The sequence below is a fragment of the Ancylothrix sp. D3o genome, from assembly GCF_025370775.1.
Lineage (GTDB): Bacteria > Cyanobacteriota > Cyanobacteriia > Cyanobacteriales > Oscillatoriaceae > Ancylothrix.
The window spans coordinates 734,228-753,652 of sequence record NZ_JAMXEX010000001.1 but is presented as its reverse complement, the minus strand read 5'-3'; the positions used below and the strand labels follow the sequence as shown (position 1 = coordinate 753,652).

At 43.3% G+C, this 19,425-nt stretch carries 17 protein-coding genes; 9 read left to right on the top strand and 8 right to left on the bottom strand.

The features are described 5' to 3' along the window. Positions 1 to 696: 696 nt before the first annotated feature. On the bottom strand, positions 697 to 1,893 hold the full coding sequence (locus NG798_RS03160; protein WP_261220331.1) for a hypothetical protein: 1,197 nt from the start codon (positions 1,891 to 1,893) through the stop codon (positions 697 to 699). Between the two features lie 196 nt (positions 1,894 to 2,089). Here NG798_RS03160 and NG798_RS03155 point away from each other — a divergent pair, with 196 nt between their 5' ends. Beyond that, on the top strand, positions 2,090 to 2,659 hold the full coding sequence (locus NG798_RS03155) for a DUF721 domain-containing protein (protein WP_261220330.1): 570 nt from the start codon (positions 2,090 to 2,092) through the stop codon (positions 2,657 to 2,659). Positions 2,660 to 3,204: 545 nt separating this feature from the next. Continuing rightward, positions 3,205 to 3,516, top strand: coding sequence for a hypothetical protein (locus NG798_RS03150; RefSeq protein ID WP_261220329.1), 312 nt, complete (start codon positions 3,205 to 3,207; stop codon positions 3,514 to 3,516). A 358-nt stretch (positions 3,517 to 3,874) separates the two neighbouring features. Here NG798_RS03150 and menB read toward each other — a convergent pair whose 3' ends face one another. Next, positions 3,875 to 4,708, bottom strand: coding sequence for a 1,4-dihydroxy-2-naphthoyl-CoA synthase (menB, locus tag NG798_RS03145; RefSeq protein WP_261220328.1), 834 nt, complete (start codon positions 4,706 to 4,708; stop codon positions 3,875 to 3,877). A 250-nt stretch (positions 4,709 to 4,958) separates the two neighbouring features. On the opposite strand from menB, the gene NG798_RS03140 reads away from it, so the two are divergent. Next, positions 4,959 to 5,174: a hypothetical protein gene (locus NG798_RS03140; protein ID WP_261220327.1), complete on the top strand. Its 216-nt coding sequence runs from the start codon at positions 4,959 to 4,961 to the stop codon at positions 5,172 to 5,174. Between the two features lie 51 nt (positions 5,175 to 5,225). Here NG798_RS03140 and menD read toward each other — a convergent pair whose 3' ends face one another. Together menD and NG798_RS03130 are read right to left on the bottom strand one after the other, a co-directional pair. Then, on the bottom strand, positions 5,226 to 6,986 hold the full coding sequence (gene menD / locus NG798_RS03135) for a 2-succinyl-5-enolpyruvyl-6-hydroxy-3-cyclohexene-1-carboxylic-acid synthase (protein WP_261220326.1): 1,761 nt from the start codon (positions 6,984 to 6,986) through the stop codon (positions 5,226 to 5,228). A 9-nt stretch (positions 6,987 to 6,995) separates the two neighbouring features. Beyond that, a complete protein-coding gene (locus tag NG798_RS03130) occupies positions 6,996 to 8,462 on the bottom strand; it encodes an isochorismate synthase MenF (RefSeq protein WP_261220325.1) in 1,467 nt (488 codons plus the stop codon). A gap of 370 nt (positions 8,463 to 8,832) precedes the next feature. Here NG798_RS03130 and menA point away from each other — a divergent pair, with 370 nt between their 5' ends. The 4 genes from menA (at position 8,833) to NG798_RS03110 (ending at position 12,910) form a co-directional block, all read left to right on the top strand. Further along, positions 8,833 to 9,729, top strand: coding sequence for a 2-carboxy-1,4-naphthoquinone phytyltransferase (gene menA, locus NG798_RS03125; protein ID WP_261220545.1), 897 nt, complete (start codon positions 8,833 to 8,835; stop codon positions 9,727 to 9,729). A gap of 70 nt (positions 9,730 to 9,799) precedes the next feature. Beyond that, positions 9,800 to 10,618, top strand: a complete 819-nt coding sequence (menH, locus tag NG798_RS03120; protein WP_261220324.1) for a 2-succinyl-6-hydroxy-2,4-cyclohexadiene-1-carboxylate synthase — start codon at positions 9,800 to 9,802, stop codon at positions 10,616 to 10,618. Beyond that, a complete protein-coding gene (locus NG798_RS03115) occupies positions 10,602 to 11,537 on the top strand; it encodes an o-succinylbenzoate synthase (protein WP_261220323.1) in 936 nt (311 codons plus the stop codon). Before menH ends, NG798_RS03115 begins: the two co-directional genes overlap by 17 nt. Continuing rightward, positions 11,534 to 12,910, top strand: coding sequence for a 2-succinylbenzoate--CoA ligase (locus tag NG798_RS03110; protein ID WP_261220322.1), 1,377 nt, complete (start codon positions 11,534 to 11,536; stop codon positions 12,908 to 12,910). Before NG798_RS03115 ends, NG798_RS03110 begins: the two co-directional genes overlap by 4 nt. Here NG798_RS03110 and NG798_RS03105 read toward each other — a convergent pair. The 4 genes from NG798_RS03105 to NG798_RS03090 all read right to left on the bottom strand — a co-directional run bounded on the left by NG798_RS03105 (position 12,907) and on the right by NG798_RS03090 (position 16,355). Further along, positions 12,907 to 13,401, bottom strand: a complete 495-nt coding sequence (locus tag NG798_RS03105; protein WP_261220321.1) for an ATP-binding protein — start codon at positions 13,399 to 13,401, stop codon at positions 12,907 to 12,909. The two genes, NG798_RS03110 and NG798_RS03105, sit on opposite strands and share 4 nt — an antisense overlap. Before the next feature lie 233 nt (positions 13,402 to 13,634). After that, positions 13,635 to 13,982 carry a hypothetical protein gene (locus NG798_RS03100; protein ID WP_261220320.1) on the bottom strand — a complete coding sequence of 116 codons (348 nt, stop codon included), beginning with the start codon at positions 13,980 to 13,982 and terminating at the stop codon, positions 13,635 to 13,637. A 193-nt stretch (positions 13,983 to 14,175) separates the two neighbouring features. After that, the gene (locus NG798_RS03095; RefSeq protein WP_261220319.1) at positions 14,176 to 14,595 is read right to left on the bottom strand and encodes a thioesterase family protein; all 420 of its coding nucleotides are present in this window, start codon (positions 14,593 to 14,595) and stop codon (positions 14,176 to 14,178) included. Positions 14,596 to 14,924: 329 nt separating this feature from the next. Further along, positions 14,925 to 16,355, bottom strand: a complete 1,431-nt coding sequence (locus NG798_RS03090; protein WP_261220318.1) for an LCP family protein — start codon at positions 16,353 to 16,355, stop codon at positions 14,925 to 14,927. A gap of 159 nt (positions 16,356 to 16,514) precedes the next feature. Here NG798_RS03090 and NG798_RS03085 point away from each other — a divergent pair, with 159 nt between their 5' ends. Continuing rightward, positions 16,515 to 17,576, top strand: coding sequence for a mannose-1-phosphate guanylyltransferase (locus NG798_RS03085; RefSeq protein WP_261220317.1), 1,062 nt, complete (start codon positions 16,515 to 16,517; stop codon positions 17,574 to 17,576). Between the two features lie 61 nt (positions 17,577 to 17,637). Then, entirely contained in the window at positions 17,638 to 19,284 is a 1,647-nt protein-coding gene (locus tag NG798_RS03080) for an AarF/ABC1/UbiB kinase family protein (RefSeq protein ID WP_261220316.1), read from the top strand. Positions 19,285 to 19,425 lie beyond the last annotated feature (141 nt).

Here is a 19,425-nt window from a genome sequence, read left to right as displayed (position 1 = left end):
AGCCTTTCGGTAATCGACAACTTCGGGCTTTTCATCTTTCAAGAAATTTTCTACACTAACAGTATGGAAATATCAGGGGTGATATTTAACGAGAATCTTAATATAGTGGCGGGTAGTGCTTATGTGGCGCTCACGTTGCCTGTAACTTTTCGGCCAAGCTATGACAGAGATTTCCCTATAAAAAATGGCGTTATTAATGACCAAACTGCTCGCCTATCAACAAATGGCAATGTTTCCATTTTTTACCCGGTGGGATATCAAGTTTCTACATCTTGGTGATTGGAATTTTATATGCCTTTTGAGTGAACACGCAAACACCCAATCTTGCAAACAAATTCTCTGCCTTTACAGCCGTGCATCCCACCAAAGTTGAATTGACAGACGAAATCATTAGACAGATAAGCACTCTCGGCAATTTATATTGTCTTGATTTAATTAAGAGGGCAGTAGAGGCAGAAATCGTCATTAAGTCTGATTGCCAAGAGTCTGATGAGTTATTCGATGACCTAGAGTGAGAGCGAGTTGATATCTCGACCTCTGGGAGAATCAATTGGCTCACCGTCACTCATCCGACAAACTTTTATTCTTGTTGGGGATTTATCTTAGCGAGACTGGGGGTATGGGGGAGGGCGGCGACAAAGCACCGGCACACAAAAAAGCTTTCTTGATCAAGAACCCCCGCAAACCACCTCTGAACTATGGCCGGTAAACTTTGGCCGACAAACCTTGACGCTGCAATTCGGTGACGACAACCTTGGCTGTTTCGGCATCGTTAAAAGCGCCTAACTGAATGACGGTACCGGATGAAAACTCGCGGGTGTAGGCGTCGCCTACGAATTGCAAAGCTTTTTCTAAGCTGAGAGGGCCGGTGTAGTCTGTGACGACATAATAATAGTCCTCTGAGTTGCTGCTAGGTTTGGGCGTGAGGGTGACGGTGGGGGTGGGAATGGGGGTGCCTGTAGCTGCCGGTTTAGATGGTGCTGGTTTTGGTTGTTTTGCGGGGGGTAGCAGGGTTTCGGAGAGCTTGTTTAAGTTGTTGCTGGGTGCAGGGGTGGCGGTGGTTGGGGTGATGGAACCCAGGGGTACGTTGGGGATGGTGACGGGGACTGGTGTGGTTTGGGCTGTGGGTTTGGGCGTCGGTGGGGGTGTGGTTTTGGGGCTGAGGTTGCTGAGGGTGTCGAGGTTGACTTCCACAAATTCCCGTGCTGCTAGGTTGGGGGAGGTGGGAAGAGGGGCGACGGTGGCGACTGGTGTGGCTGGTGTGGTGGGGGTAGCGTTGGGTTTGTTGGTGGGCTTGCCTGCTCCCAAGTTGGCGAAGTTGGCCGGTTTGCTGATGACGTAGCCGAAGGTGATGCTTGCCATCAAAAATAGCAGCATGGAGCCAATTCCCAAGGGGCTGAGCAGGCTTTCTGAGGTTTTGCGGTGTGGCTGTTTCGGGCTGTCTTCGCCTAGAGTTTTGATTAGTTGTTCGGATGATTCAAGATATTTTTCGGCTGGATTGTCTTTTTCTGCTATGGTTTGGCTTCCATTGCTTACTGTTAGGCCGGTTGGCAGTTGTGGTTGTGTGGGGACTACCGGCAGGGCGGTTGGGGAATTTGCCTCTGTGGGGGTTTTGCTTTCAAGGGATATGGGGGGTGGGGGCAGTTCGGCAGGTTGTGATGGGTTGGTTCTGCCGCCGCTGGCGGATATATAGATCAAGTCTGGTTGTTGTCCTTGTGCGGGTGTGATGACTCTGCCAATTTGGGCGAGTTCTTTGCGCCGTTCACGTCTGTAGCGGGGTAGTTCTTCTTCTAGTTTTATATCTAAGTTGGCAAGGGCGGCGATTAGGGCCGGTTTTAATAGTTGATTATTGGGGGAGTTTTTGCTGCTTACAAGGTCGGGTGTTTTGGTCATGGCTTTTTCTCCTTTGGCGCGGTTCGGCGTTCGCGTTTAGCGGTGTATTTGCTACCGATTAAAGTTTAACTTGTTATTTTACTGGCTTCTGCTATCACACGCTTCGCGCACGGGATGTTTCCCTATTTGTATTTAGCTGGTCTGAAAAAAGGTTTTTAATATCTCGCATCTGCGATCACAAATCTAAAATTGTTTTATGAGTTTTGAATCTATCGATGGCGTTGTACGGTTTTTGGCTCGTCAGCCTCATTTGCAGCCTTCTGGGGAGTTTGAGGCGGTGTTGAGGTGTTGGCCACAGGTGATTGGGGAGGCGGCTTTAGCTCATACTCGTCCTTTGGAAATTGAGCGCTCTGTGTTAAAGGTTGCCACTTCGAGTCCGGTTTGGGCAAATCAGCTTTTGTTTAAGCGGCGCTCTATTTTGTTGCAGTTAAATGATCTTCTTGGTTTAAGTTTGTTGGATATTCGCTTTTCTGCCGGTTCTTGGCACCGCTCAAAGCAGCCTGTTTTTGAATCTCCAAACCAATTGACTTTATGGCAAGAGCATCCTTGTCGGGTTGAGCCGAAACCGTGTGATCCTTTACCTCCTGCTCAGGATGCTCGAACGGCTTTTCTTCGTTGGGCTGAGTTGGTTCGCTCTCGTTCGGAGGGTTTGCCGGTTTGTGAAGGCTGTGGCTGTTTTGCTCCTTCGGGGGAACTTCAACGCTGGGGTGTTTGTGCTGTTTGTGCCGCTAAAACTTGGTCGGCTCCTCCTGAACAGTTGGATTAATTTTTTTTGTTGGTTTTTGTTAAGTTTTGTAAATTTTTTTTGTTTTCTTAAATACATTTACCGGCGTGATTGTACTTAAGTAATTTTACGGAGAAAACAGCGGTTTTACTACGTACTTCTATCTTTAGGTCGGTTAAGGAGGAACTTACTGTTCGGTTTGCTGCTCTAACTACGGGTGTATTTCGAGTGACAGATGCAACCCACCAGAGGAATAGCCATAATGATTATCATCAAATTTATTGTATTGTCATTTCTCCGTAATTTTGTCTACTATTTGATTGTGTGGTTTAAGTTAATGTTTGCCGTTTAACTTGATCCCCGTTAGTTTTTCTTCAACTGCGCTTAAGTGAAGCTCACATCAGTGTATCGTCTTTTTAACCAAATTTAATACCCTTTTAACTAGATTATAAAGAAAAGGTTAAAAAAAAAAGCACTTAGGGATCACTACAATCTATACAGGATAAGTGATTGATAGCTTCAGGTCGCAAAGTTTGAATGATTAACAATAAAAGAAGATAATCACCCACCCCCCCAACGAGAAGGTTATGAAAACTCTAAATTGCCTGACATCTGCCTGCCGTCACTGCCGATTCTACCAGCCGCAAGGCCGACGCGGCGGTCACTGTGCTCAGCTTGATGCCCCGGTGAGGGGGACGTGGAAAGCTTGCTCGTTGGCGATCCCACCGTTTGCTCCGTCTTGGGAAACTTTGGAAGAAATTAAGGTGTGGGAAGAGGAAATGTTGGGGGTGCCACAACTTCTACCTATTGATGGATCTTTTTCCTTCGCTAACACTGATGACCGGGAAAAGCAGGGCGCAGAAACACCGGCTCAGTTAGTTGAAGCGTTTTTAAGTTAGCAAAACAATACAAAACTATAAAAAGTGTGACAGTAACACTTCCACGAGATGCTAATTTGATCTGAGATTTTTCAGACTAAAGATTAGACATCCGTCGGTGATTAAATTTTAAAAATTTGTTTGAGGGGCGGGATTTTTTTGAAGCAGGGAGTGGGACGATGCAGCGATTTTAGAGGCCCAGATTTTAGATGAAAAGCTTGTCTGGCAAGGTCTTTAAAGATTTGGCTATTGCTGCATCTTGATTACAAAATCGTTGGAGCCACCCGCCGCGAAACAATGACAATTTTTATGGAAAAGTCGCACCGAGCAAGAAAGCTGGTGCGATTTTTAATGGAAATTTTACGATTAGAAGTTTAGGTTAGGGCAACCAGGGATACTGGCCAAAGTTGGGAGGGCGTTTTTCAAGGAAGGCTTGTTTGCCTTCTGCTCCTTCTTCTGTCATGTAATAAAGGAGTGTGGCGTTCCCTGCTAATTCTTGGAGGCCGGCTTGTCCGTCACAGTCGGCATTAAAGGCGGCTTTGAGGCAGCGAATGGCGATGGGGCTTTTTTCGAGTATTTCTTTGGCCCAGTTAATGCCTTCTTGTTCGAGTTGTTCGACCGGCACGATGGTGTTAATGAGTCCCATTTCTAAGGCTTGTTGGGCGTTATATTGCCGGCACAAATACCAAATTTCACGGGCTTTTTTTTGGCCCACTATGCGAGCAAGGTAGCTGGCGCCAAAACCGCCGTCAAAACTGCCAACTTTGGGGCCGGTTTGTCCAAAAATGGCGTTATCTGCGGCTATGCTGAGGTCACAGATTATGTGGAGGACGTGCCCGCCTCCAATGGCATACCCCGCTATGAGGGCGATGACGACTTTGGGCATAGACCGTATGAGGCGTTGTAAGTCGAGGACGTTGAGGCGGGGGGTGCCGGCTTCGTCTATATAGCCGGCTTTGCCGCGCACGCTTTGGTCGCCACCGGCACAAAAGGCGTATTTGCCGTCTGTATGGGGGCCCTTGCCGGTGAGTAATACTACTCCGATGCGGGTGTCTTCGCGGGCGTCACAGAAGGCGTCATACATTTCGACGATGGTTTTGGGACGGAAGGCGTTACGAACTTGGGGCCGGTTGATGGTGATTTTGGCGATGCCGTCGGCTTTTTCGTAGAGGATGTCTTCGTAGGTTTTGGCGGTTTGCCAGTTGATTGTCATGGTTTAAAAGGGCAAGTTTGGCTTGAGAATTTTAGCTTATTGTTGGTTGTTTTTTGATGGGTTGGTTGTGCAAAAGGCCGGTTTGTTTAGGAAATGGGGTTTTTAAAACTACCTGGCTGTACTTCAGAAAATTGAAAAGTGCGCTTATTAATATCGATTTTTTCTCGATTGGTCGGTGGTATTTTATTGGGGTGTTAGACTAGGTAAGATAATGCCTGAACTGTTAAAGTGTATTGGAACTAAAAAACCTATGAACTACGAATCTTTGGAACTTGAGGGAACTTGGGAAGAAATTGTGGCTCAATCTGATAAGCTGGCCGGTCAGCGGGTGCGGGTGATTGTGCTACAAAATGAAGAAGAATCAATAAAATCTGCTGAAGAGAGTTTTCGTCAAGGATGGTATGAAGCAATGACAGGCCAAACAATTCCGCTTTCTGAACTATGGGAGGGAATTGATGCCGAATGAGCTTCCAAGAATAATATTATATCCTACCTTTTGCTGCTTATTCAGCAAGACTTAACTACCATTTTGGGCAATTTTATTTAAGTTTTCTTTCCGCCATTGCGAGTCTATTTTACGGTTGGTTTGAATTTCTAAAACTCGAATACCGGCTTCTGGGATGGGGTTTAATAGCTTTTCTAATTGTTGCCAAGAGGTGATTAATTGATGCTCTACGCTATAGGTTGCACAAAGCTGAGCAAAGTTGATATTTTGGGGTGTGGCAAAATACTCTTCAAAGGGTGGGTCAAATTGAGACACCGGCAACATTTCAAAAATTCCGCCGCCGTTGTTATTGATGAGGATGATGGTGAGATGGCCGGCCAATTTGGAACGCAATAAAAAGGCGTTTGTATCGTGTAATAAGGCTAAATCTCCTGTTAGTAAAACAGTGCTTTGATTACGATGAGCAATTCCTAATGCGGTAGATAAAATGCCATCAATGCCATTAGCACCACGATTGAAATAGGGTTGAATTTCTAAGTTGTTGGGTTTCCAGAAAAATTCTACGTCGCGCACCGGCATACTGTTGGAAATGAAAAGAGGAGTATTGCGGGGTAAGACTTGCGATAATATCCAGCTAATTTTGCCTTCAAATAACCAGTTTATTTCTGCTATTTTTTGATCAAGTTGGCTGCGAATTTTGGTTTCTGCTTGACACCAACTTTGCAGATATTCTGTTTTTTTGGCTGGGAAATAATCAATTAGGGTAGGTAGCTTATCAACGATATTATTCAGGGTAAAGCGGAGGTTAATTGTTTGGCCGTGTAGGGAATTTAAATTTTGATAGGTGGGGTCAATAATAAAGTGTAGGGGTTGACATTGTTGTAACCACTGACGCAGTTCTTTACTGGTGGGAAGATCGCCTATTTGAATGATGACTGTGGGTTTGAGTTTTTCGGCGAGTTGCCGGTTGCGTAAAATGAGGTCATAGGTGGATATTAAATAGGGATTTTTGTCTTGATAATTTCTTAGGGGTGAAAGTCCTTCCGCTAAAACCGGCCACTGCAAAAATGCGGAAAGTTTGGCAATTGCTTCACAGTATTGGAGGGGGTTTTTTGTTTCCGCAACACCGGCTATAATTAGACCGCTTTCTGTTTGTTTCCATTTTTGATAAATAACGTCTGATTCAAAGTTGGCGGGTAAAAAAACTGTCTCGTTGAGGAATTGAGTGCTGTTGAAAAATTCTTCGGTTTTAAAGTTGCTTTCTAAGGCTTGTATTGCCGGTTGAGGAAGGGGAAAAAGCGGGTCACGGAAGGGTATATTTAGGTGTACCGGCCCGCGAATGGGGAGAAGGGTTTTTTCGTAAGCATAAGAGACAGTTTGCCGTAAATAATTAAGCAGGGGAATTTCGGCGGAGGGGGTGGCGAGTTCGGTTTGCCAGTTGGGATAATGACCGTATATTTTCACTTGGTCGATGGTTTGGCCGGAATGACAATCTCGTAATTCTGGGGGCCGGTCTGCGGTTAAAATTAAAAGGGGAATTCGGCTTTCTTTGGCTTCAATAATTGCCGGATAAAAGTTAGCTGCTGCTGTGCCAGAGGTGCAGACAAGGGCGGTGGGAATGGCGGTTTTTTTGGCGATTCCGAGGGCAAAGAATGCGGCGGATCTTTCGTCTAAAACGGGTATGCTTTCTATGTTTGGATGGTGGGCAAAAGCGATGGTGAGGGGGGTGGAACGGGAACCGGGGCAAATGATGGCGGTTTGTAATCCTAAACGAGCAAGGGTTTCGACAAAAATAGAAGCCCAAAGGGTGTTTGTGTTGCGGAAATCTAGCATTTAATTAAATTAAATTAAGGCTTTGAGGAGGGCTTGGAGTTTGAGTTGAATTTCGGCGTGTTCTTTGTCGGGAATGGAGCCTTCAACGATGCCGGCACCGGCATAAAGTCGGGCGTGTTTTCCATCAATTATAGCAGAACGAATGCCAACAATAAATTCGCCGTTTCCGTTGCGGTCTATCCAACCGAGGGGGCCGGCATATAGGCAGCGGTTGAAGTTTTCATATTGGCGGATTTCTTGACAAGCAATTTTTCTAGGATTGCCTGCAACGGCGGGGGTTGGGTGTAGTTCGGCGACGATATCTAAAAGGGAAACATTGGGGGTAACTTGGGCTTTTATGGGTGTCCATAAATGTTGAATATTGGAGAGTTGAAGTAGACGGATAGGAGGGGATAAGAGGGGGATTAAACCGAGGTTTGAGAGGCGTTGAATAATAAAGTCAATGACAACTTGATGTTCGTGTTTTTCTTTGTCGTTGTTGAGTAAGGTTTTGGCTAAGTTGGCGTCTTCGAGGGGGGTTTTTCCGCGTGGGGCTGAACCGGCGAGGGCATCGGTTGCTAAGATGTGGTTATCGACGCTGACAAGACGTTCTGGACTGGCACCAATGAAGGTTTTTCCTTTGCCGTTGCCGGTGGAAAATATGTAACAGTCGGGGTGTAGTTTTCGGAGTTTATTGAGGGATTGGATAATTTGAAAAGGAGTTTGGGAAAAAACATCAATGGCGCTGGCAAGGACGATTTTATTATATTGGTTTTTGTGAATGGAGTTTAAGGCAGATTTAACCGATTTTTTAAAAGTTTCGGGTTCGGTGACTGGCTGTTTTGTTAGGTTTAAGCTGTGGGTTGTTGAAGGCTGGATGATTTTAGGTGTTTGGATAATTTTTTGGGTGGTTGCTACGAAGTTGTTATAAAGTTTTTCGAGGTTGATGCTGGGTTCGATCACTAAATTGGCGACTAAAACGCAGCATTCTCTGTGGCGAGAAATTTGCCAGCGGGGTAAAAAGATTGTGGCTGCGTTTAAGCTTGAATCTTGGGGGGAGTTGTGGTCAAAAAAGCTAAAACTACAGAAAAAATGGGGGCCGCTATAGGGTAAATTAAGGTTGCCGGTGGTGATGGTGTTGGCAAGGCAAGTGCGAATAAATTTTTGGGCTTGAGTGAATCTTTTTGTGCCTTCTGTGGTAAGAGATTGGGCGCTATCGATGGCGGCGATGGCGTCGCTGGGGTTGATAATTTTGGGGTCGCTTGCGGGGGGGCGAAAGGAATTTTGGCTGCGGTTTTTCTCGAAGTAAAAATGAATTTTTTCCGGTTGATTAATTGTTTGGAGAACTGCAAGAGGATCAATGGTTGGAATTTCCAAGGAAATGCTAACAATTTGGGGCTGATTTCTTTCAATTGATTTTTGCAGGCCGGCAGATAGCACTTGCAATAATGCTTTGGTGTCTGGAAACAAGTTTGATGGATGGGGTATGAGTAGCATAAAAATGGTTTTTTGGCTATTTTTGAAGATTTGTTACGCAATAAAAGTTAATAAACTTGACAGCATTGAGGCTTTCCTTATTATCTAACCATTGGAAGCTTCGCGCTAAACTAGGTAGGGGAAGTTTCGTTTAGGGTTGCGGCTAATAAAGCAGGATAAACCTAGGTATAAAGATGATACCGGCTGAAAAATTAAATGCAAGTTTATAACAAAATAGTATAAAAATTTTCGGGTTATTTGGCTTGATTGCGGCGCTAGGCTGGACTTGGACAACAAATTTGCTGAAAATTACCGGCGCTAAGGAATGCAGTTTTGTGTCCTAGACATCGTAAAATTAATCCGCTGGCAAGATGTGAATCAAGAACGCCGGATGACTACTCAAACGATAAAACCGTCCAATAGAAAATTGTGGATGGCGGCAATTAAGCCGCCGATGTATAGTGTGGCAGTTATCCCGATTTGGCTGGGAACTGCGGTGGCTGTGGCGGAAACCCAAAAACTCAATAGTGGGGTATTTTTTACTTTTTTAATTTCAGCCATTTTGATTGTTGCTTGGTTGAATCTCAGCAATGATGTCTTTGATTCGGAAACCGGCATTGATAAAAATAAAGCCCATTCTTTGGTTAATTTAACCGGCAATAAATATTTCATTTTTGGGCTGGGTAATTTATTTTTAGTGGCTGGAATTTTGGGCATTTTTGGCATTGCTTGGTGGCAGCAAGATTTTACTGTGATTGCTATTGTTTTGCTGTGCTGCGCTTTGGGCTATACCTACCAAGGGCCGCCTTTTCGCTTGGGATATTTAGGGTTAGGTGAAATTATTTGCTTTTTTACCTTTGGCCCTTTGGCAATTGCTGCGGCTTATTACAGTCAAACTCAGGCATGGTCTTGGGTAGCCATTGCTGCTTCTATTTTGATTGGCATTACTACGAGTTTGATTTTGTTTTGCTCACATTTTCATCAGGTTTCTGATGATGTGGCTGCCGGTAAACGTTCGCCTATTGTGCGTCTGGGTACGGCAAAAGGTGCTCAGTTATTGCCTTGGATTTGTGGCAGTGTTTTTGTTCTCACCGGCCTATTTATTGGCTTGGGAATTTTTCCTCTGAAAACTTTGCTTATTTTGCTGAGTTTGCCTTTTGCTATTCAGTTATGCCGGCACGTTTCTACTTATCACAATCAGCCGACTATGGTAAGCAATTGTAAGTTTATTGCTATTGCTTTTCATTTTTTTAGTGGTCTTCTTTTTGGATTCGGATTTATTTTGTGAAGTGGCACAGGCATCTGGCCTGTGATTGATGGAAAAAGGGAGAGAAAGGCAGATTGGAAACCGGCAAACAATGAACAATCAACCATTCATAAAATTTCATTATTCAATCACCGGCACTCCCTCCCAGCCGGTGATTTTATTCTTGCATGGTTTTATGGGTAGCAGCGAGGATTTTCTGCCAATTATCTCTGTTTTATCTAAAAATTTTTGCTGTTTGGCTGTTGATTTACCAGGACACGGAAAAACTCAAGTTTTGGGGAATGATGAATTTTATTCAATGCCAAAAACTGCTGAGGCTTTAATTGCATTGCTGAAGCGTTTAAATATTCCTAAATGTAGCCTCTGCGGTTATTCAATGGGGGGGAGGTTGGCACTTTATTTGATGCTGAATTTTCCTCAGCAATTTGAGCAAGTAATTTTAGAATCAACTTCTGCCGGTTTAGCAACTGAAAGCGAACGCTTGCAACGTATTCAACAAGATCAAAAATTGGCTGAAGAATTAATAAAAGGTGATTTCAAAACTTTTTTAGAAAACTGGTATAATCAACCGCTTTTTAAGTCTTTACAAAGTCATCCAAATTTGCCACAATTAATCGAAAAACGCTTGCAAAACCGGCCGGTGGAGTTGGCAAAATCTCTGCGCTATATGGGAACCGGCCAGCAACCGCCTCTGTGGGAAAAACTTACTCAAAATCAAATTCCTCTGCTTTTGTTGGTGGGAGAGTTGGATAAAAAATTTGTGCAAATTCATCAAAAAATGGCAGATTTATGTCCACCGGCCAGTTTAGAAGTTATTACCAATACCGGCCATAATATCCACCTGGAAAATCCCCAAGAATATATAGAAAAAATTACTGCTTTTCTCCAAACAAATGCTATATCAGCTTAAAATTTTACCCTACAAACGCAAATTTAAGCATCCCTTATTAACCAGTCATGGAATTTGGGAACTTCGAGAAGGAATTTTGCTTAAACTTATCGACGAAACCGGCAACTTTGGTGTAGGAGAAATTGCGCCGATTTCTTGGTTTGGTTCAGAAACTATTGAGGAGGCGCTTGAGTTTTGTAAGGCTTTCTCAGGCAAGATTTCCCAAAAGGATATTTTGACAATTCCCGATAGTTTACCGGCTTGTCAGTTTGGTTTTGAATCTGCCTTACCAACCGCTGAAAAAAACTTGAATAAACTTGTTTTAAACACCAGCGCTTTATTACCTAGTGGGATTTCTGCTTTATCCGCCTGGCAGTCTTTATGGCAACAAAATTACTGCACATTTAAATGGAAAATAGGGGTGGCGGAAATAGAAGAAGAATTAAAGATTTTTGAGCAATTAATCCAAAATTTGCCGCCAACTGCAAAACTCAGACTTGATGCCAATAGCGGTTTAAATTGGCAAACAGCAAATCAATGGTTACAAGTGTGTGATGCTTGGGGTAAACTAGAATTTTTAGAACAACCTTTGCCGGTCAATCAAATCGAAGCTATGATAAAATTATCTCAGCAATATTCGACGCCTTTGGCATTAGATGAATCTGTAGCAAATCTCGGTCAAATGGCGGCTTGTTATCAGCAGGGATGGCGCGGAATTTATGTTATTAAACCTGGCATTGCCGGTTCCCCTTCTAAGTTACGCAAATTTTGCCAAACCTACCAAATAGACGCGGTTTTTTCTTCAGTCTTTGAAACTTCTATTGGCAGAAATGCGGCTTTAAATTTAGCCTCAGAACTTTCTTTACAAAATCGCGCTGTTGGGTTTGGGGTAGAACATTGGTTCGCAGAAAGTGACGAAAATTTAATATCAGAATTATGATAAAACAAGAAAACATTATTGAACATTTAGGGGGGTTGCCGGCAGATTGGTTAAGCGGTTATGACAATCGGCAACTTTTGTTACAGGTTGATAAATGTATTGCAGATTTAAAAAGTATTGGGGAGAAATCCCCTAAAGTTATTCTGGCAGAAAACGATCCAGTAGGTTTTATAAGCGTTTTTTTTGCAGCAGTTAGTTGTGGATATCCGGTTTTTTTAGCGAATCCCAATTCGGCGGAAAAAGAATGGCAAGAAGTTTTAGATTTAGTTCAACCTGACTTAATTTTTAAAGAAAATCTCACCCATATAAACAAAAATACTGCTAAAGATAGCCTAAAATTACCAATCGAAAATTTTATAATGATTCCCACCGGCGGATCTTCCGGCAAGCTTCGTTTTGCTATTCACACTTGGGAAACTTTGATGGCATCGGTACAAGGATTTAGCACATATTTTGCCGTTGAATTCGTCAATTCTTGCTGTGTCTTGCCGGTTTATCATGTCAGCGGTTTGATGCAGCTTTTACGCTGTTTTGCCACCGGCGGAAAGTTAGCCATTTTGCCTTTTAAGGATTTGGAAAATAATCTTATAAATCCCGAAAATTATTTTATTTCTCTAGTCCCCACACAACTACACCGGCTGCTACAAACACCCAATTTAGCAACCTGGTTATCGAAATTTTCTACAGTTTTGCTGGGAGGTGCACCGGCTTGGAGTGAATTATTAGAAATTGCCAAAAAACAGCAAATTCGACTTGCCCTTACCTACGGCATGACAGAAACCGCCTCACAAATTGTTACCCTTAAACCCGATGATTTTTTGGCAGGAAATACCAGTTGCGGAAAAGTTTTACCTCATGCCACAGTTAAAATTGTCAATGATAGCGGCGAAACTTTGCCCCCAAACCAAATAGGCAATATTATCATTACAGCAGACTCGCTTTTAAGCGGATACTATCCGGGGGAAGCTGAAGCCAAGCAAAATTTCAAATCGGATGATTTGGGATATTTTGATGACGAGGGCTATTTGTATGTGGTCGGACGCAGCAGTGATAAAATCATCAGTGGGGGAGAAAATGTATTTCCGGCGGAAATAGAAGCGGCAATTTTAGCCACACATTGCGTTAAAGATGTCTGCGTGGTAGGGATACCTGATAAAGATTGGGGAGAAGTGGTGACAGCAGTTTATGTGCCAGAAAGCGATATTTCTCAAGAGGAATTGCAAACCGCACTTGTGGGAAAATTAAGCAAATATAAATTGCCGAAATATTGGGTGCCGGTGGAAGTTTTACCCCGCAACTTACAAGGAAAAATCAACCGGCAAGAAGTCTTAAAAATTGCCTTGCCGGTGCTGCAAAACTCCATAAGCAATTAACCAGCCAAAGACTTAACCATCACCAAACAATTACGCTGATCGGAAGTGCGGGTATAGGTGAGCCGGTCGGTAATTTTATTCATTAACATAATTCCCCGCGAACCTTCAACAGTTGTCCAGTATTTTTCGTCGTGTTGTTGGAGTTGTTGAAACTTAGCTTCCAAATCAAAAGGTTTGCCACAGTCCCAAACTTTTATTTCCAAAGCTTCATTAAAAATCGACGCTTCAACTTCAATGGGAGTTTCTTTTGGCAAACCATTATGAGCGTGACGCACGACATTTGTAAAAGCTTCAGCAAGCGCAAGCTGGCACTGCATCCATGCCATCTCAGGAATAGATAATTGCTGCAACTGGTCAAACCATTGCAAGACTTGAGACAAAGCGCTCAAGTCAGTATTTACTTTCAGGCGAATGGTTTGAGACACGGGTTTACGCTCATGTAATCGGGTGCGGTGGTTTTTAGGTTTTTCAAAGCGCATTGCAATTTTCATTATGGAAACCATTCCTTATCCGAGGTGAATTGACAGATTAGCAAAAGAACTTTTTAAACTCGAACTGTATCTAAATATTTGGATTTATTCAGATCACTCACTCACCCTCCTATTGAGACGGGTGCTAGGTATATTTTGCTTGAAGCATTGCAGCGGAAAGACAGCCCCAGACACAAGCCTACTAGGGCTTACTTCACGCCTATTTTTAGTTTACGATGACTTGAGATCAACAATTAAAAAGACTCACCCGGAAATAAATGTTGAGCGCATTCTTGACAGTAAACTTGTTGCCAAAGGTAATTGACATAAGTTTTAGTGGCGGGTAAAATGTAGGCTTCCATTGCCAATTCCGCCGCCGAGCGCTCCAAAATTCGTAAATCGGTGGCGCTGAGTCTTTGCCGGCGAGTGCTAGAAGCCAATAACCATACTAATTGAAACATTGTCTCAGAATCCACTGTGGTATTAGGATTTGACCACGCCAAAGAAAGCGGATGAGTTGGGTTAGCCGGATTAATGATGGCAGTGCAGTCCCAATAACCAAGTTTACGAAGCTGCTGCGCGAGTTGTTGTTCTAAAGTCATTATTCCCGTGTTCTCCTCGCTTGCTGCCGGGGCTGTGGCCTGTAGCTTACGGCACGCGAAAGCGTTGGCGATTCGTTACCGGCAGCAAAATATATAATTATTATTATTATTAAATAAATATAAAATTTCGTTTTAAATTTTTGTAAACTCTTTGTTAATTTTTTTTTCCAAACTTTAAGTATTTACTCACAGCTTAACTGTCTCGCCACCGGCACAGCCATTGCTGTAGTTCCGCAGGAAGAATGTGGCGCTGGCGTGTTTTCGTTTCGATGCAAACGTGGCGAGTAATCGCAACGGCGGCAGATTTTTCTGTAGTCTCTGATCCAAAAACTTGATAATCAATTTCAAAGGAATTTTCATTCAAAAGCTTAGGAGTGAGTTTTACCCTCAGCGAATCCCCACAAAACAACGGTTTAAAAAAATTAATATTTGCATGAACAATAGGAACGGCTAGAGCCGAAGAATTGCTAAAAAATAACTTTAAATTAATCCCCACTTCTGCCAAAGAAGCCTCGTAACTCTCATGGCAAATAGATAAAAGATTAGCAAAATAAACAACACCGGCAGCATCCGTATCTTGAAACCGAACAATTCGCGTATATTGATAAGCCATTAATTCATTAGCCTATAACTGTCTTAAATTCTACCATTGACTTGCTCAAAAAAGATTGTCCGCAATGACAACCGGCAACCAGGGAAAATTACTTAACATGATTAGAAACTCCAAACCCAAAGTTAGTTAGAATATTCTTTAATAACAATCGCCTTTTAATTAGCATGGGAAACGAAGGAATTAATCATGCCAGAGTTTGTGAATTGCCTTACAAAAAACTTTAGAAAATTTTTCAGACTCAACAAATATTAACGCTGTCTTGTGGTTTTCCCAACAAATCGCCAATTAAAAGTAGGTTGGGCTTAGCCAGCGCCAAACCCAACCTAAAACTAAGGATTAAGCGGCGAAGATTGTAAATTAGCCTTGACCCAATCTTGACCGATCCGAATGGTTAAATCTGACTCAAGATCGCCGGTAGATTCGGAGGCAATTTTTCCTAAACCCAAAGTTTGTTTAAGCTTAGCAGCGCTCTCTAAATCGCCTTTTTGGACAATAATTTGAGTCTGCAAAAGCCGGTCAGGCCAATCTTGAACCACATAAACATTTTCATAGCCCTGATCCTGCAAATATTTCGCCAAATTATCGGCAATTTCTGGAGAATCCGAGGCATTTTGAATCGCTACTTTGTAGAGATATTTTATTTTCGAGGAACGTGGCTCTGGGGGCAAATTTTCCACTGCATCCTCTTGAGCAGTCTTTTGTTTGGGAGACACCTGGAAATAATCAAGCATCACCCGATCTCGCTCTTCGGTATCCATTAACCAATAACTCGCCTTAAACTCATCGGGAGAGCTAAAACGTCCGGGTAACATCACCATTTTAAAATTTTCTGGTTGCAAATTCAAAGAAAAATTCACCAGAGAAAGCATTTCCTCAAAGCTGAGATTCGTGTCGATATACTTTTGCATCGCCCTAATAATTTCAGGTAAGCGAGGCAAAACTGCGGGACTGGTCAGCCTATTTTTTAATTCTTTAAATAAAGCTTGTTGACGCTGAACTCGGCCAATATCTCCTTTATTATCGTTGCGAAAACGGGCAAATTGTTCGGCTTGATCTCCATTGAGAGTTTGCCAACCTTGGGGCAAATCAATTTTGAGTTTTTGAGTCTCATCAACATACTGCATGGGATAGGGAACAAAAACATCCACTCCCCCTAATAAATCTACTAATTCTCGAAACGCGCCGGTGCTAATCCGAACGTAGCGATCAATAGCAATATCATTAAGATTGCTGCTAAGGACGCGAGCCGCTAAGGCCGGCCCACCTTTGACGTTGGCATCATTAATTTTATCGATTCCAATGCCGGGAATTTCTACTTGGGTATCCCTGGGAATGGAAAGCATATTTACGGTTTTATTGCTGGGGTTAATTCCCAACAGTAATAAGGTGTCGCTGTTGCCTTCAAAAATGCTTTCTCGATTTAGGGGAGTTTCATTTAGCCGGTCAATTCCCATAATTAAAACATTAACGGGACGGGTGATCCGGTATTGAAAGTTTTTTTGCCAAATTTCGCGTAAGGAAGGTTTTCCTGAGAAGTCAGAAATGGGCAATGATAAGGGTGTCATTAAGGCCAAAGTGGCGCCAAGGGTAGCTGACATTGCGGCGGTTACCAGCAGGCCAAACCCCCAGAATACCGACCGGCCAGTGACAGCCGCCATTTTAGGCAGGGCAAATTCTAGTTGTGTCTGCCATTGCCTTCTCGGTCGCTTGGCTGCTGTTGACTCTTCTGTTACGTCTTTTGAGGGTTCGACTCCATCCACCACCTGAATTTACCTCACCGGCACACTATCAGCTTTTTGTCTTGTTGCGCTGTTCACACAACCGCAATGATTATATATCGAGCTTTAGGGTTCATGGTTGATGCTTTCTGGCAAAACAATCAACAATGAGCAATGAACTATCAACGAGGAACAAAAACCATGAATTCTCCGATTACCCCTGTAATATTGGCCGGTGGCAAAGGCGAGCGCTTTTGGCCCCTTTCCCGTCGCCACCGGCCCAAACAATTTTTGTCTCTTGATGGCAGCGGTAAAAGTCTCCTACAAGCAACGGCAGACCGCTTGTTACCCTTGGCCGGCAGTTGGGATGATTTGTGGGTCATCACTTCTGCTCAACTTGCCGAGGGTGTGCGTGAGCAATTACCGCAATTACCGGATAAAAACATCTTGGTTGAACCAGAAGGTCGTGATACTGCTCCTGCGGTTGCTTGGGCGACTTTGGAGATTGCCAAAGCTTCGGGAGAGGAGACGGTTATCGGGTTTTTTCCAGCGGATCACTGGATAGGAGACGAGCCGGCTTTTCAAAAAACTATCTATGCTGCTGCACAGTTAGCTAGTTCGGAGGCGGCGATTGTGACGTTGGGGGTAAAACCAAGTTATCCGTCAACGGGATATGGTTACATTGAACAAGGTTCTGTGGCAGGAAATTTTGAAGATTTGCCGGTGTATAAAGTGAGCCGGTTTACGGAAAAACCCGACCGAGAAACAGCCGAACAATTTCTAGCAACGGGCCGGTTTAGTTGGAATAGTGGGATGTTTATTTTTCGGGCCGGTGTTGTTTTAAAAGAACTGGAAATTCATGCACCGGCCATCATCAATGCTTTGAAAGAAAAAGGTGTCGCGTCTTATCCGCAATTAGAAAAGAAAAGCATCGACTACGCTTTAATGGAAAAAACGCAATTGGCGTATGTTTTGCCGGCTGCTTTTGGTTGGGATGATTTAGGAGACTGGAATGCCATTGAACGCTTGTTAAAAGGCGATAATGTTAACGTTGAACTCGCTTCTCATGTTGGATTGGATACGACAAATAGTATTCTTTATAGCAGCAATTCTGAGGAAGTGATTGTTACAATTGGGATAGAAGATTTAGTGGTTGTGCGAGATGGAAATGCGACATTAATTGTCAAAAAAGACCGAACTCAAGAAATCAAGCAAGTCTTAAAAACTCTCCAAGAAAATCCAAAGTATCAAGATTTACTGTAGGGCAATTTTCGGCCCATCATTGTCATTATAACCTGGTGGGCTTTGCCCACCTTACCTAATTATGTTCTCACTAACAAAAACAACGAACCGACAAGGTGAAATTTTAGAAGTTTTGTTTCGCAATGGTTGGGACTATATGCGAGGAGTCCTGACGGGAAGCAAGACGGATGCACCGCAATTACCAACGCCGGCAGTTTTGCGAAATATTTTGATAGAATTGGGGCCGGTTTATGTGAAGTTGGGACAACTTTTAAGCACTCGTCCTGATTTGTTACCCGGAGATTATATTGTGGCGCTGACAGATTTGCAGGCGAATGTACCGCCTGTGGATTGGCCGGCTGTCCGAGAATTAATTAGACAAGAATTAGGCCGGCCTATAGAAGAAGTTTTTAATAGTATAACACCCAGAGCAATTGCTGCCGGTTCGATTGCCCAAACTCACAAAGCAATTTTAAAAAATGGTCAACAAGTTGCTTTAAAAGTTCAACGTCCGGGGATTGATGTTTTAGTTGAGCAGGATCTTTTGTTAATTCGAGCAATTGCTGAATTAATGGCGCTAACAGATTTTGGCAAAGAGTATGATGTTGTGGGGCTTGCTGAGGAATTTACTACGGCAATTTTAGCAGAGTTAGATTTTACTCAAGAAGGCAGATATGCTAATCAATTGCGGCGGAATTTAGCGGCGACTAAATGGTTTGATACAACGCAATTGTTAGTGCCTGAGATTTACTGGGAATACACAAGCCAAAAGATTTTAGTTTTAGAATGGTTGGAAGGTGTGCCGTTGTTGTTGGGAGAAGTTAGAAGCAATAATCCAACTGTAAGTGCAGCAGAAAGACGGCGGGAATTAACACGAATTTTGTTTAGGGCTTTTTTCCAGCAGATTTATATTGATGGATTTTTTCATGCTGATCCACATCCAGGGAATTTGTTTTATTTAGCAGATGGAAGGGTGGCGATTTTGGATTGTGGAATGATGGGCCGGCTTGATCCAAAATCGCAGACAATTTTAACGGAGATGTTGTTAGCGGTGGTGGATTTAGATGCGTCGAGATTGGCTCAATTAACGGTGCAACTTTCGGATACAGCCCAAGCGGAAAAGTTGTCAAATTTAGAGAATGATTTGGCGCGAATGTTGCGGAAATATTATAACATGAGTTTGTCGCAATTGAATTTTTCGCAGGTGTTTTATGAACTTTTACAAGTGGCGCGGGTGAATAAGATTAAGTTGCCGAGTAATATGGGGTTGTATGCGAAGGCAATTGCAAATTTAGAGGGGGTGGCGAGACAATTTGACCCGGAGGTGAATTTGTTGGATGAGGTGAAACCGTTAATGACGGATTTATTTCGCCGGCAATTGTTTGGAGATGATCCGATGCAAACGGTGTTAAGGACGGCGTTGGATCTTAAGAGTTTGTCGTTACAATCGCCGCGTCAAGTGGAGTTATTATTAGAGGGTTTGACGTCGGAAACGTTGCGCTGGAATTTGACTTTAAAGGATTTGGATGGGGTGCGGCGGAGTATGGATGATTCTGCTAATAGGTTGTCTTTTAGTATTGTGGTGGGGTCGTTAATTATTGGGGCGGCGATTACGTTTTCTAGTGGGGGTACTCAGCTGGCTTTTGTGAGTAGTGCGTTGTTTTATGCGGCGAGTTTTTTGGGGTTGTGGTTGATTGTGAGTATTTTGAGATCGGGGAGGTTACGGTGATGGGTTTGGGGATTTTGAAAGTGGTATTTGCCGTTGGTTGAAGAAAGAAGCCACCGGTTAAAACCGGCGTCTACATGAAATAAGTCCTAACGGACTAGAAAATCAAATTCTCTTCAACCCCGGAGGGGTTTTATTCTTGTA

Bases quoted from the DNA above. Each gene is read 5' to 3' on its own strand.
- NG798_RS03110 (WP_261220322.1), top strand. From the start codon at position 11,534: ATGATAAAACAAGAAAACATTATTGAACATTTAGGGGGGTTGCCGGCA.
- menD (WP_261220326.1), bottom strand. From the start codon at position 6,986: ATGCTAGATTTCCGCAACACAAACACCCTTTGGGCTTCTATTTTTGTC.
- NG798_RS03105 (WP_261220321.1), bottom strand. From the start codon at position 13,401: ATGAAAATTGCAATGCGCTTTGAAAAACCTAAAAACCACCGCACCCGA.
- NG798_RS03080 (WP_261220316.1), top strand. From the start codon at position 17,638: ATGTTCTCACTAACAAAAACAACGAACCGACAAGGTGAAATTTTAGAA.
- NG798_RS03115 (WP_261220323.1), top strand. From the start codon at position 10,602: ATGCTATATCAGCTTAAAATTTTACCCTACAAACGCAAATTTAAGCAT.
- NG798_RS03085 (WP_261220317.1), top strand. From the start codon at position 16,515: ATGAATTCTCCGATTACCCCTGTAATATTGGCCGGTGGCAAAGGCGAG.
- NG798_RS03155 (WP_261220330.1), top strand. From the start codon at position 2,090: ATGAGTTTTGAATCTATCGATGGCGTTGTACGGTTTTTGGCTCGTCAG.
- menH (WP_261220324.1), top strand. From the start codon at position 9,800: ATGAACAATCAACCATTCATAAAATTTCATTATTCAATCACCGGCACT.
- NG798_RS03130 (WP_261220325.1), bottom strand. From the start codon at position 8,462: ATGCTACTCATACCCCATCCATCAAACTTGTTTCCAGACACCAAAGCA.
- NG798_RS03140 (WP_261220327.1), top strand. From the start codon at position 4,959: ATGAACTACGAATCTTTGGAACTTGAGGGAACTTGGGAAGAAATTGTG.
- menA (WP_261220545.1), top strand. From the start codon at position 8,833: ATGACTACTCAAACGATAAAACCGTCCAATAGAAAATTGTGGATGGCG.
- NG798_RS03100 (WP_261220320.1), bottom strand. From the start codon at position 13,982: ATGACTTTAGAACAACAACTCGCGCAGCAGCTTCGTAAACTTGGTTAT.
- NG798_RS03150 (WP_261220329.1), top strand. From the start codon at position 3,205: ATGAAAACTCTAAATTGCCTGACATCTGCCTGCCGTCACTGCCGATTC.
- NG798_RS03160 (WP_261220331.1), bottom strand. From the start codon at position 1,893: ATGACCAAAACACCCGACCTTGTAAGCAGCAAAAACTCCCCCAATAAT.
- menB (WP_261220328.1), bottom strand. From the start codon at position 4,708: ATGACAATCAACTGGCAAACCGCCAAAACCTACGAAGACATCCTCTAC.
- NG798_RS03095 (WP_261220319.1), bottom strand. From the start codon at position 14,595: ATGGCTTATCAATATACGCGAATTGTTCGGTTTCAAGATACGGATGCT.